The 13,648-nt window shown below is 53.9% G+C and carries 12 protein-coding genes; 4 read left to right on the top strand and 8 right to left on the bottom strand.

Translation table 11 applies throughout. The annotated features are described in order from the left end of the window. Positions 1-209 precede the first annotated feature (209 nt). The 7 genes from speFL to kdpF all read right to left on the bottom strand — a co-directional run bounded on the left by speFL (position 210) and on the right by kdpF (position 8,372). Positions 210-314, bottom strand: coding sequence for a leader peptide SpeFL (gene speFL / locus IMQ48_RS08590; RefSeq protein WP_196208688.1), 105 nt, complete (start codon positions 312-314; stop codon positions 210-212). 276 nt (positions 315-590) lie between these two features. Then, positions 591-1,268 carry a two-component system response regulator KdpE gene (gene kdpE, locus IMQ48_RS08595; RefSeq protein ID WP_196208689.1) on the bottom strand — a complete coding sequence of 226 codons (678 nt, stop codon included), beginning with the start codon at positions 1,266-1,268 and terminating at the stop codon, positions 591-593. Beyond that, entirely contained in the window at positions 1,265-3,949 is a 2,685-nt protein-coding gene (kdpD, locus tag IMQ48_RS08600; RefSeq protein ID WP_196208690.1) for a two-component system sensor histidine kinase KdpD, read from the bottom strand. The genes kdpE and kdpD overlap by 4 nt, the downstream gene beginning before the upstream one ends. A 10-nt stretch (positions 3,950-3,959) precedes the next feature. Beyond that, complete coding sequence (gene kdpC, locus IMQ48_RS08605; protein WP_196208691.1) at positions 3,960-4,526, bottom strand: potassium-transporting ATPase subunit KdpC; 567 nt, start codon at positions 4,524-4,526, stop codon at positions 3,960-3,962. A gap of 8 nt (positions 4,527-4,534) precedes the next feature. After that, entirely contained in the window at positions 4,535-6,583 is a 2,049-nt protein-coding gene (kdpB, locus tag IMQ48_RS08610) for a potassium-transporting ATPase subunit KdpB (protein WP_196208692.1), read from the bottom strand. 20 nt (positions 6,584-6,603) lie between these two features. Further along, positions 6,604-8,283: a potassium-transporting ATPase subunit KdpA gene (gene kdpA, locus IMQ48_RS08615; RefSeq protein WP_196208693.1), complete on the bottom strand. Its 1,680-nt coding sequence runs from the start codon at positions 8,281-8,283 to the stop codon at positions 6,604-6,606. Continuing rightward, positions 8,283-8,372: a K(+)-transporting ATPase subunit F gene (gene kdpF, locus IMQ48_RS08620; protein WP_196208694.1), complete on the bottom strand. Its 90-nt coding sequence runs from the start codon at positions 8,370-8,372 to the stop codon at positions 8,283-8,285. Before kdpF ends, kdpA begins: the two co-directional genes overlap by 1 nt. Before the next feature lie 307 nt (positions 8,373-8,679). On the opposite strand from kdpF, the gene IMQ48_RS08625 reads away from it, so the two are divergent. The 4 genes from IMQ48_RS08625 to IMQ48_RS08640 all read left to right on the top strand — a co-directional run bounded on the left by IMQ48_RS08625 (position 8,680) and on the right by IMQ48_RS08640 (position 12,065). Next, positions 8,680-8,886, top strand: a complete 207-nt coding sequence (locus IMQ48_RS08625) for a YbfA family protein (protein ID WP_181490441.1) — start codon at positions 8,680-8,682, stop codon at positions 8,884-8,886. A 96-nt stretch (positions 8,887-8,982) separates the two neighbouring features. After that, entirely contained in the window at positions 8,983-9,552 is a 570-nt protein-coding gene (locus tag IMQ48_RS08630; RefSeq protein WP_196208695.1) for a DUF1722 domain-containing protein, read from the top strand. Between the two features lie 18 nt (positions 9,553-9,570). After that, positions 9,571-10,989 carry a deoxyribodipyrimidine photo-lyase gene (gene phrB, locus IMQ48_RS08635; RefSeq protein ID WP_196208696.1) on the top strand — a complete coding sequence of 473 codons (1,419 nt, stop codon included), beginning with the start codon at positions 9,571-9,573 and terminating at the stop codon, positions 10,987-10,989. 161 nt (positions 10,990-11,150) lie between these two features. After that, the gene (locus IMQ48_RS08640; RefSeq protein ID WP_196208697.1) at positions 11,151-12,065 is read left to right on the top strand and encodes an Rpn family recombination-promoting nuclease/putative transposase; all 915 of its coding nucleotides are present in this window, start codon (positions 11,151-11,153) and stop codon (positions 12,063-12,065) included. Between the two features lie 52 nt (positions 12,066-12,117). Here IMQ48_RS08640 and dtpD read toward each other — a convergent pair whose 3' ends face one another. Beyond that, entirely contained in the window at positions 12,118-13,599 is a 1,482-nt protein-coding gene (gene dtpD / locus IMQ48_RS08645; protein WP_196208698.1) for a dipeptide permease DtpD, read from the bottom strand. Between the last annotated feature and the right edge of the window lie 49 nt (positions 13,600-13,648).

Raw genomic sequence — 13,648 nt, forward strand, 5'->3', positions numbered from 1 at the left:
TAAGAAATTGATAGCTCCGGAAAAAAAGCAAAGTGCTGCCGCTGATAAATAAATCAGTAAATTGCTTTTTTTTAGATGCAAGAAACCCTAACCAGTCCGGTCACAGGTAAAGCAGGGTTCTGCAGGGTGAGCACCACGAAATACAGGCGTTAGCCTGCGATACAGAGGGTCAGGAAGACCTGTATGTTGGAGTGCCCTTAGTCGATAGACTAACGGGCATTAAAGAAATGAAAGTCGAAGCTGTTTCGGTGGGCGAACATCATAATATGCGTTGTCCGCCTTATATGCGGCATTGCACGGCTATTATTTTCCATTTTGTTTACCTTTCCTGTAATAGTTGAAGGTGCGGGTATTTTATCCAGGAAATGGCAACTTTCTGTGAAGATGATCAATAAAAAACGATCACTTTCAAAATATTTAATCGCTATTTATGCATATCGTGCGATAAAACGCTGTTTTTTTGCATTCGTGTTATTTTTTTGTATTTTTTATTTTTAAACGCATGAGTGGACACTGCAATAATTAATTATTGCAGTGTTGGAGATTATTAAAATTAATTTCTAACTTAGTTAAAAATAATGAATAACTATTCACGGCATAAACCGATAGCCGATCCCAGTTTCAGTAATAAAATGACGTGGACGGGCTGGGTCTTGTTCCAGCTTTTGGCGCAAGTGTGCCATGTAGATTCGCAGGTAGTGGCTGTGTTCGACGGCATTGGGTCCCCATACCTGGTTTAACAACTGGCGTTGGGTGAGCACTTTACCCGCGTTGTTTAGCAGGACCGCCAGCAGGCGAAACTCAATCGGGGTCAGATGTATTTCTTCTTCACCACGGTGTACCAGCCGCGCGGCAATATCCACTTTAATATTTGAGAATTGCACCACCGGTTCGGGCGTTTGCCCGGTTGCGTGGCGGCGTAAGGCCACGCGTAAACGCGCCTGCAGCTCGCCAATACCAAACGGTTTGCTGAGATAATCATCGGCACCGGCGTCCAGCGCGGCGATTTTGTCGCTCTCCTCACTGCGGGCAGAAAGCACAATCACCGGGATGGCGCTCCATTGTCGCAGGTCGCGAATAAAATCGATGCCGTCACCGTCCGGCAGGCCGAGATCGAGAATGATGAGATCGGGTTTTCGCGTGGCCGCTTGCAGCAGGCCACGTTGCAGCGTTTCTGCTTCGTAAACGCGCAGGCCATCGGCTTCCAGCGCGGTGCGCAGAAAGCGGCGAATGGCCTGTTCATCTTCAACAATCAGTACGTTTGTCACATATCCTCATGAAAATCTTCAAGTTCAGGGGGCGTTTCCTGCGGGAGTGTAACACGGAAGCATGCGCCACCCTGCGGTCGATTGTGGGCGGTAATCGTCCCGCCGTGTACGTTCACAATCGCCTGACAAATAGCCAATCCCAACCCAACGCCCGGGACAGCGGATTCTTTGTTTCCCCGGGAGAATTTGTCGAAGATAGCGTGCTCCTGGCCTGCTGGAATGCCGGGGCCATTATCCCATACATCCAGAAGCAGATGATCACCTTCTACCTGTGCATCAATGCCGATTTGTGCCTGCGGACCTGCGTACTTAATAGCGTTTTCCAGCAGGTTAATCAGCACCCGCTCAAACAGTGGACCGTCAACGTGGATCAGTGTCAACGGCGTCGGAAGCGACAGGTTAATCGGCGCGGCTAAGCCAGGCTCCAGCATTTGCAGGGCACTACCTACCACTTCTTCCAGCGTTAACCACTCCTTCTTAAGATTAAAGCCGCCAGACTGGATCCGCGCCATATCCAGCAAATTATTAACCAGCCGGGTGGTATTAAGTACGTGCTGGCGAATTTCACTGGCCTGACGGGCGTGAGGGGAACCTTCGCTGGCGAGGTCCAGTGTTAAAATCTCCGCCTGACCGAACAGCACCGTGAGTGGCGTGCGTAAATCATGAGAGAGTGCCGCCAGCAGGGCATTGCGGATGCTCTCTCGTTCGCTGGCCAATCGCGCCAGTTCTTCGCTGGCGGTCAGTGTCAGGCGTTCGAGCGCACTGGCAACCAGCAGGGTAAAGGTTTCCAGTAGACGCTGCTGTTCCGGGATCATCAACTGACGCAGGTTCCCCGGCTCCACCACCAGCAGCCCGTGCGTTTTATCAGCGCTTTTTAACGGTAAGATCTGATACGGCACGCCGGGGAGGGTATCGGTGCCTGCGCCTGCCGGCTGCCCCTTATCAAAGCTCCATTGGGCAATGGCATCATCCCATGGCGTCATGCCCTGCTGCTGAGTCAGCGGTGCCAGCTTTCCGCGCCCATCCGGTAATAACACCTGGCTGCGAGCCTGAAAGGTTGAGGCGATAAACTGTTCGCTGGTGGCTGCGATATCCTTTTGGCTACGTCCCACGGCCAGCGCTTTAGACATCTCGTACAGATGGCGCGTACGCTGCTCCCGATAACGCGCGACCCGCGCCTGATAGCGCACGCCTGCGGTTAGATTCCCAATAACCAGTCCGACCGTTAACATTACCGCGAAAGTGAGCAGATACTGGACGTCTGAGACAGCAAGCGTTCCGCGTGGCGCAATAAAGAACAGATCGAAGCTGGCGACGTTTATCACAGTCGCCACCACAGAGGGCCAGCGACCATAAAACAGGGCGATAACCACCACGCCTAGCAGATAGAGCATCACCAGGTTGGCAGCGTCAAAGGCAACCAGCCATTGCATGGCAATTAACGTGGTGATGGCGCACAGCGCGGCGGCAACCAGACAACCCTGAATTTGTACCCGCCATTTATCCTTAAAGGTACGAGTATCCGTGGTTTGGACCGTCGGGCGTGGCGGGGGATCGTCCAACGCGACAATCATCAGATCGAGATCCGGGGCACGATGAGCCAGCTTGTCGGCGAAGGAATCGCTGCGCCACCAGCGGCGTGTGGTTGGCCGTCCCAGCACAATTTTTCCCAGATTATGTTCCCGAGCGTAGCGAACCACCGCCTTGTCTTCAGCGGGATCGGAAAGGGTGGCGGTTTCCGCGCCCAGTTCCTGTGCCAGTCGTAGCGCGCTTAGGATCGCGCGGCGCTGTTTTTCCGGGAGTTGATGCAACGCTGGAGTCTCAACATACACTGCGTGCCACACGCTGCCAAGGCGCGCCGCCAGACGTGCGGCGGCACGTACCAGCTTTTCGCTGCCGGTATTGTGTCCAATACACAGCAAGATAGCGTCGCGGGTGTGCCAGACTTTCTCCTCGCCCGGACGTCCGCGCCAGGCGCGCATCTGATCGTCTACCCGGTCAGCGGTACGGCGCAGGGCCAGTTCGCGCAGGGCGATTAGATTACCTTTACGAAAGAAATGTTCAATCGCCCGTTCTGCCTGACCGGCGATATAGACCTTGCCTTCGTTGAGGCGCTGGCGTAAGTCGTCAGGGGGCAGATCGACCAACACCACATCATCGGCGGCATCGAAAAAGGGATCGGGGACGGTTTCACGCACCTGAATACCGGTTACGCCGCTGACTACGTCGTTCAGGCTTTCCAGATGCTGCACGTTAACGGTGGTAAAGACGTCAATGCCGGCTTCCAGCAGTTCTTCAATGTCCTGCCAACGGCGGGGATGGCGCGAGCCTGGCGCATTACTGTGCGCCAGTTCGTCCATTAATATCAGCGCCGGGCGGCGGGCGAGGGCCGCATCAAGATCGAACTCGCTGATGCGTCGCCCGCGGTGAATCTGACGTTTTAACGGCAGCACGGCGAGACCGTCCAGCAACGCAGCGGTCTCTTTGCGTCCGTGGGTTTCCACCACACCTATCAGTACATCCAGACCTTGCGCCCGTAGCCGCTGGGCCTGTGCCAGCATGGCCCAGGTTTTACCCACACCGGCACAGGCTCCGAAGAAAATTTTCAGTTTTCCACGATGCGGGGCGGGAGATTGTTCCAGTAAACGGTCCGGATCGGGGCGTAAGGGTTCGCTATGCATGTCCTTTTTCTCAGTGCTTATCCAGCGCTAAATTAAGTTCCACCAGGTTCACCACCGGCTGACCGATAAAACTGACCAGCGGTTTTTGCGTGTATTGTGCAACCAACTGCCCAACCTCCTCAACGCTGAGGTTGCGCGCATGCGCCACACGTGGAATTTGCCAGATAACGGCTTCTGGCGTCAGGTTATTATCCAGCCCGCTGGCGGATGCGGTCACTAACTCCACAGGAACGGTAGGGCTGGCCAGCGGGTTGGCAGCACGCAGTGCGGCAATCCGGCTTTGCAATTGCTTATCCAACTCGGGGTTGCTGGCTGCCAGATTACTGCCACCCGAAGCCATTGGATTATAGGGCATTTCTGCCGTTGCTGACGGGCGACCCTGAAAATATCCGGCGGCGGTGAAGTGTTGCCCGATGCGTTCAGAACCGCGGATCGTCTGACCTTCGCGGATGAGCGAACCGTTGGCCTGATGGGGAAACCACCATTGCCCCAGTGCGGTGGTCAGCAGCGGGTAAACCCCGCCGGTAATAAGTATCAGGAAAAATAATGTCGATAATGCAGGACGTAATCCACTCATCTGAAACCTCACACCAGACCCAGCAGGGTCAGCAGTAAATCAATCACTTTAATGCCAATAAACGGCACGACCAGACCACCCAGGCCGTAAATCCACAGATTACGACGTAACATGGCGGAGGCGGATAACGGTTTGTAGCTCACCCCTTTCAGTGCCAGAGGGATCAGAAAAACAATCACCAGCGCATTGAAGATAACCGCGCTGAGGATCGCCGAATCCGGTGAATGTAGACGCATCACGTTAAGCGCGTTGAGCTGCGGGTAGGTGGCGGCAAACGCTGCCGGGATAATGGCAAAATATTTGGCAACATCATTGGCAATACTGAAGGTGGTCAGTGAACCGCGCGTCATCAGCATCTGTTTGCCAATATGGACCACTTCAATCAGCTTGGTGGGGTTAGAATCAAGATCCACCATGTTGCCCGCTTCTTTCGCCGCCTGGGTCCCGGAGTTCATGGCGACGGCAACATCTGCCTGAGCCAGCGCGGGTGCGTCGTTTGTACCGTCACCGGTCATTGCCACCAGACGACCTTCCGCCTGGTACTGGCGGATTAGCGCCAGCTTAGCTTCAGGTGTGGCTTCTGCTAAAAAGTCATCCACCCCGGCCTCTGCGGCAATCGCGGCGGCAGTCAGGCGGTTATCGCCGGTAATCATTACCGTTTTGATACCCATTTTGCGTAGCTGGGCAAAACGTTCTTTGATCCCGCCTTTGACGATATCTTTCAGGGCAATTACGCCCAGAACGCGCGAACCTTCGACAACCACCAGCGGCGTCGCGCCAAGACGGGCAACGTTTTCCACTTTCTGTTCGACATCTGCAGGGAAGTGTCCGCCGCTGGCCTCGACGTGACGACGAATGGCGTCGACCGAGCCTTTACGGATCATGCGGTCGTCGATGTTAATGCCGCTCATCCGGCTTTGCGCAGTAAATGGCACGAACGTGGCGTGCAGCGATTGTACGTCGCGGATGCGCAGATTAAAGCGCTGTTTTGCCAGAATCACTATACTGCGACCTTCCGGCGTTTCATCTGCCAGTGACGAAAGCTGTGCGGCATCGGCCAGCGTTTTTTCGTCCACGCCGTGAGCGGGAATAAAATCCGACGCCTGACGGTTACCTAGCGTAATGGTGCCGGTTTTATCCAGCAACAGCACGTCGACGTCACCTGCCGCTTCCACCGCGCGCCCGCTGGTGGCGATCACGTTCGCGCCGAGCATTCGGCTCATACCGGCCACGCCAATCGCTGAGAGTAACCCGCCGATGGTCGTCGGGATTAAGCACACCAGCAGGGCAACCAGCACCGTGATGCTGACCGCACTCCCGCCCCAGGCGGAAAACGGCCACAGGGTGGCGGTTGCCAGTAAAAAGACGATAGTCAGGGCAATCAGTAGGATCGTGAGCGCGATTTCGTTGGGCGTCTTACGCCGTTGGGCACCTTCAACCATGGCGATCATCCGGTCGAGGAAGGTTTCACCGGGGTTCACGCTGCATTCGATAACCAGCCAGTCGGAAAGAATGCGGGTCCCGCCGGTTACGGAAGCAAAATCACCGCCGGACTCACGGATAACCGGTGCAGATTCCCCGGTAATGGCGCTTTCGTCCACCGATGCGCCGCCTTCAATCACCTCGCCGTCGCAGGGAATAATATCGCCTGCTTCCACCAGCACGATATCGCCTTTGCGTAGTTCCTCTGCGGGAACATGATCCATTTCTGCGCCGTATTTCGGTTCACGCAATTTACGGGCAAACGCCGTTTTCTTAACCCCTTTCAGGCTGTTGGCCTGAGCTTTACTGCGTCCTTCCGCCAGCGCTTCGGCAAAGTTGGCGAACAGGACGGTGACCCACAGCCAGAGGCTTATCGCACCGGTAAACAGAGGGTTCCCTGTCATGTGTCCGGTTGTCATCGCGACGGCTAACAGGGTTGTCAGCAAGCTGCCCAGCCAGACGATAAACATCACCGGATTTCGCCACTGAGTATGTGGGCTTAACTTTTTGACTGCGTCCATCAGCGCGTGTGCGACCAGAGAAGGTTCGAACAGTGCCAGTTGTTTGCGACTCATAACAATGTGCTCCGCATCGCTCAACGTAAAGAGAGGTATTCTGCGACCGGGCCAAGCGCCAGGGCAGGAATAAAGGTGAGGGCGCCAACCAGTAACACTGTACCGATCAACAACCCGACAAATAGTGCGCCATGGGTGGGAAGCGTGCCCTGACTTGCCGGCTGGCTCTTTTTACTCACCAGCGAACCGGCAATCGCCAGCACTGGAATAATGACCCCGAAGCGACCGAAGAACATGCAGAATGCCAGCAGACAGTTCCAGAAGGGGCTGTTAGCGCTTAACCCGGCAAAGGCGCTGCCGTTGTTGTTGGCGGCAGATGACACGGCGTACAGCACTTCGCTGAAACCGTGCGGGCCGGGGTTGAGCATGGCGCTACGTCCGGCGTCGCTCATCATGGCTATCGCTGTGCCGATCAGCACCAGCGCAGGCGTGACCAGAATCGCCAGTGCGGTCATTTTCATTTCCCGCACGTCGATTTTCTTACCCAGATATTCCGGTGTGCGCCCGATCATCAGCCCGGCGATAAATACCGCCAGCAGGACGAACAGCAGCATGCCGTACAAACCGGAACCCACGCCGCCGAACACCACTTCGCCAATCTGCATCAACCACATCGGTACCATTCCGCCCATAGCGGTGAAGGAGTCGTGCATAGCAATGACCGCCCCACAGGAGGCTGCCGTCGTGACGACCGCAAACAGGCTGCTGACCAGTACGCCAAAGCGGCTCTCTTTACCTTCTATATTGAGACTGCTGTCTGCGCCAAACGCCAGCAGATGCGGGTTTCCTTGTACTTCCGCCCACATCACTACCGCCACACAGATGATAAAAATTAACGACATGGCCCACAGCAGGGTGCGTCCCTGACGGCGATCGCCCACGACGTCGCCAAAGGCAAAGCACAGAGCGGTAGGAATGCAGAAGATAGCCAACATCTGCACCATATTGGTTAAGGCGGTTGGGTTTTCAAACGGATGTGATGAGTTAGCATTAAAGAAGCCGCCGCCGTTGGTACCGAGCATCTTAATGGCCTCCTGCGAGGCGACGGGTCCCATTGGCAACAGCTGTTTGACGCCTTCAAGGGTGGTGAATGGCTGATAAGGCAGCAGGTTTTGCAGTGCGCCTTGCTGAATAAATAACAGGGCGATAAGCAGAGAAAGAGGGAACAGGATCCACAGCGTAATGCGCACCAGATCCACCCACGCGTTGCCCAGTGTATTCATACTCTGGCGTGTAAAGGCGCGGATCAGGGCAAAAATCACCGCAATACCGGTCGCTGCAGACAGGAAGTTCTGCACGGTTAAGCCTGCCATCTGGCTGAAGTAGCTTAAGGTGGTTTCGCCACTGTAAGACTGCCAGTTGGTATTGGTGACAAAGCTCACGGCGGTATTCAGCGCGAGGTGCCATGACAGCCCCGGCAGTTGCTGAGGATTCAGTGGTAACAAGTTTTGCGCCATCAGCAGGGAAAACAGCACCAACAGACCCAGGATATTGAGCATCAGGATTGCCAGCAGGTACTGTTTCCAGTTCATCTCATGTTGTGAAACGCCTAACCCGCGCCAGAGAATACGCTCAACACCGGTTACGCCCGGCAGGGGGATGTTGCCTATGAGTCTTGCCAGCACGGCACCCAGCGGCCTGGCGATGATAAATAACACCAATAAGAAACTGGCGATGAGTAAAAATCCTTGTGCCGCCATCAGAACGCCTCCGCATTAATCAGGGCATACACCAGATAAACTAATAATAAAAAAACCAGCACAATGCCGGTCATCACGCCTGCACCCACGGTGCACCTCCAGTGACATCAATGTGATAACCAGAGCGTAGGTTTTTGGTTGCAAAGATTTCGCAAAAATTGGCGGGTGGGGTGTAAAAAAAGTATAAAAATAGCAAAGACCGTTATTTAACTAATGATTAGTATTAATTTAACTTTTATGTAACTTAATTACAGTTTAAGTCTAAACGGAGCATCAATAGATAAAAATAAGTGGTCGGATGAGTAGCAAAATTACACACAGGGCGGTATTATTTTCATCAGTTAACCAAATTTATTTTCCGGTGCCATTCACCGAACAGATATAGGGGAGAGGATTATGGATTTTTATAAAGAATATCCAGCGCACATTGTCTTATTACGCCGTACTTTCGCCGTCGTGGCGGGCGTGCTGGCGCTGCCGGTTATGCTGTTCTGGAAAGACCGTGCCCGTTTTTACAGCTACCTGCACCGCGTCTGGTCGAAAACCAGTGATAAACCGGTGTGGATGGATCAGGCTGAAAAAGCGACCTGCGATTTCTATTAAGTCATCGTAATTGCTAAAAAAACCGCCAACAGCAATGTGGCGGTTTTTTTATGCACGGACGTCTACACTTACCCGAATAACGGATAAGGAGTCGTGATGAGCAAGAGAATTCCTGTGGGTATCCGCACCTGTGTTACGGCACCTGCGGTTGGTTGTTCTGTCAGAGAAGCCTGCCCGTTCGACGACAGTACCCTGGTGCGTATTTATGCGTTGCATGAACTGTATAAGCTTCGCCAGCGGGGGCTAACGCGCGGGGCGTTGATTGACTATCACACCCGCTACAAACTGATCCTGCTGGCGCATTCCCAACCAGAGTATCGTGAACTAGGCCCTTTCGTTGCGGCCATCCACGAATGGAAAAGTCTTGAGGCGTTTTTTAATGAGTACCGTTTACGACTGACCCATCTGCTGCTGAATAATGCGACCCGACGTAACCATACCAATGTTTTGATGCACGTTCAGGGCTACTTCCGCAATCAACTCGATCTGCATCAACGTCAGGAACTGACCTCGATAATCGATAGCTATCGACGCGAAGCGCAGCCACTGCTTGCACCGTTAATGCTCATCAAACACTATATGGCTGAGCACCCGAACACCTGGCTGTCCGGGCAACGTTACTTTGAACTCTGGCCAGCGATTTTGCATTTCCGCAGCCCAGATTAATTTTTATTCGGGAGTTTTATGACCACGCACCTGGTCTGGTTTCGGCGTGATTTGCGCCTGCATGACAATCTTGCTCTTGCGGCGGCGTGTCGGGATCGTTCAGCCCGGGTGCTGGCGTTATATATCTCCACTCCTGAACAATGGGCGGCTCATGATATGTCTGCGCGTCAGGCGGCGTTTATCAGCGCGCAGTTGAATTCGCTACATGCGGCGCTGACAGAAAAAGGGATCCCACTCCTGTTTCATGAAGTTGCCGATTTTGCTGCCAGCATCGAGACAGTAAAAAGTGTTTGCGCACAGCATGGCGTCAGGCGGTTGTTTTATAACTATGAGTATGAAATCAACGAGCGGCAGCGGGATGCGAGGGTAGAGAAGCAGTTGCCTGACGTCGTGTGCGAAGGCTTTGATGATAGCGTGATCCTGCCCCCGGGCGCGGTTATGACTGGCAATCATGAAATGTATAAAGTCTTCACGCCGTTTAAAAATGCCTGGCTGAAGCGAATTAAAGACGGCATTCCGGAATGTGTTAGCGCGCCAAAGATGCGGGAGAGTGGGGCGCTAACCGCGCCGTTAGCACCGTTGGTGCTGGATTATCCGCAGCAGGATTTTGATGCAGCACTTTTCCCGGCGCAAGAAAAACAGGCTATTGCGCAGTTACGCCAGTTTTGCCAGCAGGCGGCGAGCGACTATGAACAACAGCGTGATTACCCGGCAATTGAAGGCACCAGTCGCTTGTCTGCGAGTCTGGCCACGGGCGGGTTGTCACCGCGTCAATGCCTGAACCGTCTGTTAGTGGAACAGCCACTGGCGCTAGAAGGCGGGGCCGGGAGCGTCTGGCTGAATGAACTTATCTGGCGTGAATTTTACCGACATTTAATGACCTGGTATCCGGCGCTGTGTCGGCATCAACCGTTTATTCGCTGGACTGACCGCGTGCAATGGCAGAACAACGCGGCGCATCTTCAGGCGTGGCAGACGGGAAATACGGGATACCCCATTGTTGATGCCGCGATGCGCCAGCTTAGCGCTACCGGCTGGATGCATAACCGTTTACGCATGATAACTGCCAGCTTCCTGGTGAAAGATCTGCTGATTGACTGGCGTAAAGGCGAGCAGTACTTCATGTCGCAACTGATCGACGGCGACCTGGCGGCCAATAATGGTGGCTGGCAGTGGGCTGCGTCTACCGGAACCGATGCTGCACCGTATTTCCGCATTTTTAACCCCACAACTCAGGGGGAGAAATTCGACCGCGACGGTGAGTTTATTCGCCAGTGGGTACCAGAACTGTGTGATGTTCCGGGTAAAGCTATCCACGACCCGTGGACGTGGGCAGAAAAAGCGCAGGTTACCCTCGATTATCCCCGTCCGATTGTAGATCATAAACAGGCACGGCTGGCGACGCTGGCAGCCTACGAGGCGGCACGCAAGGGGTGAGAGTACGGTCGATTTTTGCGTACTACCATCCGGTAGCATGAATGTGTTGCTGCCGGGCGCATTTAGGGTTGGAGCGTGTACGCAAGGCTGTGAATGCCTGGATGCACGCGTCACACTCGGGCAGTAAAGTTCCGTCATCTTCTTTCAGGTGACGGAACACGATGACAACGCCAGCGACGTCCACACCGCATGATGCGGTATTCAAAACATTTTTACGCCATCCCGAAACAGCGCGCGATTTCCTCGACATTCACCTTCCGGCTTCTCTGCGGACGCTTTGCGATTTATCCACGTTGAAACTGGAGTCAGAGAGCTTTATCGACGCTGATCTACGTTCCTGCTACTCCGATGTGCTCTGGTCTTTACACACACGCGAAGGCGATGGTTATGTTTATGTCGTTATAGAGCATCAGAGTTCAGCCGATCCGCATATGGCTTTTCGTCTGCTGCGTTATGCGATGGCAGCTATGCAGCGCCATCTGGATGCTGGGCACAAGGAATTACCGCTGGTCATTCCGATGCTGTTTTATCATGGCTGTCGAAGCCCGTACCCGTATTCACTGTGCTGGCTGGATGCGTTCACCGATCCCGTGGCGGCAAAACAACTTTATGCCAGCGCATTTCCGCTGGTGGATATAACGGTTGTGCCTGATGACGACATCATGGCTCACAGGCGAATGGCGTTGCTGGAACTGATGCAAAAGCATATCCGTCAGCGGGATTTGATGGAGTTGGTAGAGCAACTAAGCACACTGCTACTAACAGGTTGCACTAATGACACCCAGCTACAGGCGATGTTTAATTACATTCTGCAATCCGGCGATGAATCTCGTTTTACTGAATTTATGCAAGAGATGGCGCAACGGGTCCCCCAACACAAGGAGAGGCTGATGACTATTGCGGAGCGGTTACGGTTAGATGGAGTACAGGAAGGATTACAACAAGGACTACAGCAGGGTAAGCAAGAAGCCGCGTTGCGTATTGCGCAAACCATGCTGGCACAAGGAATAGATCGTGAAATGGTGTTACTGATTACCGGTCTGTCTGACGGCGATCTGGCAGCAAATAATTCGTAACCGAAGGATAAAAAGCAGGCCCGAGATATGTGACATCACCGGGCCTGCAAACTCAGGATGCTAGTGCCAGCGCGCGTTTTTTAAATTTGACTGACTGATACAGCCAGATCAGCAATACCAGTGCCACGCAGGCCAGCGCGCCCCAGGTAATTTCGCTAAAGACATCAATATACGCGTTAATGGAATAGTTGATGGCCCCGGAGGCATCAAACGCGCCTTGTGACGTCTGGTCGGCAATCACCCCCGCCAGATAGTTGGCAATGGCACCGGAAAGCAGCATATAGATACCGGTTAACACGCCGGTGACGCCAGGGATCTCAATGCGCGTAATCTGCGACATGGCGACCGGGTCGATAAACAGTTCGGCAAATCCCATTACTGCCAGCCCTAACACCATCAGCGGCATAGAGGAGTGACCGTAGGTTGCAGACCAGCGTGCGCTTAAGGTCAGAATGCAGAACCCGGCGCTCATCAAACCCAGGCCGAGGGCGAATTTCCCCCAGATGCGTACGGTACGATTACCGCTGACGCTTTCTTTTACCACCCAGGCCAACACGATGCCGCACAGCATCACGGCAAAGGCGTTTACCGACTGGAACATGGCGGTAGGAACGGAATATCCAAGAATATCGCGATTAACAAAGCGGTCGATATACAGGCTAATGGAGCTGCCACCCTGCTGTGCAAAGGCCCAGAACAACAGGCTGAAGAACGTCAGCGTGACGATAAGCCCCAGTTCTTTGCGCTGCTTTTGCGTCTGCGCCTGACGGTAAATTTTTGCCAGAACGACCAGACCAATAAGGGTGGCGACGATCAGTGCATAGACGGACCACTCTTTCCAGAACAGAACGGTAATTAGCAGCGGTGCGGCGACCAGCAGCACTAACAGCCAGGCCCAGTTTGGCAGAACAAACGTTCTGGCACACAGGACCGCTTTGTTGACGCCAGTGGTGTGCGCGAAATGTCGGTTACCGCACAGGAAAATCACCAGGCCTGCCAGCATACCAATTGCGGCCAGCGCGAAGCCCATCGCCCAGCTGTACTCTTCCTGCACATAGCCACAGGCAATGGGGGCGATAATTGAACCGATATTTCCGGCGGCGTAGAGCAGTGAAAATCCACCATCGCGGCGCGGATCGTCGGTCTGGTACAGTTCACCCAGCAGGCAGCTAATGTTGGATTTAAACAGACCGTAGCCGCAGACAATGATTGCCAAAGATAAATAAAGGAATGCTGGCGCCATTTCACTGGCACCCAGTACTAAGTGCCCAACCGCCATTAACAACGCGCCTATCATCACAGCCATACGGTTGCCAAGGACCTTATCCGCCAGGTATCCCCCGAGGATAGGTGTGACATACACCAGCGAGCAGTAGGCGCTGAATAACGCATATGCATGAGTGTCGTTGTACTTGAGTTGGTTGGTGAGATACAGGATCAGCAGGGCGCGCATGCCGTAAAAACTGAAGTATTCCCAAATTTGCAGCGCAACGACGTAATAAATTGCGCGTGGCTGAGATGCTTGTTTATTCATTCTATTCTCGAAGTGAATACCTCACGGCAGGATGAAGGTACTGCGTGAG

This window comes from Citrobacter sp. Res13-Sevr-PEB04-36 (assembly GCF_015672735.1).
Lineage (GTDB): Bacteria > Pseudomonadota > Gammaproteobacteria > Enterobacterales > Enterobacteriaceae > Citrobacter.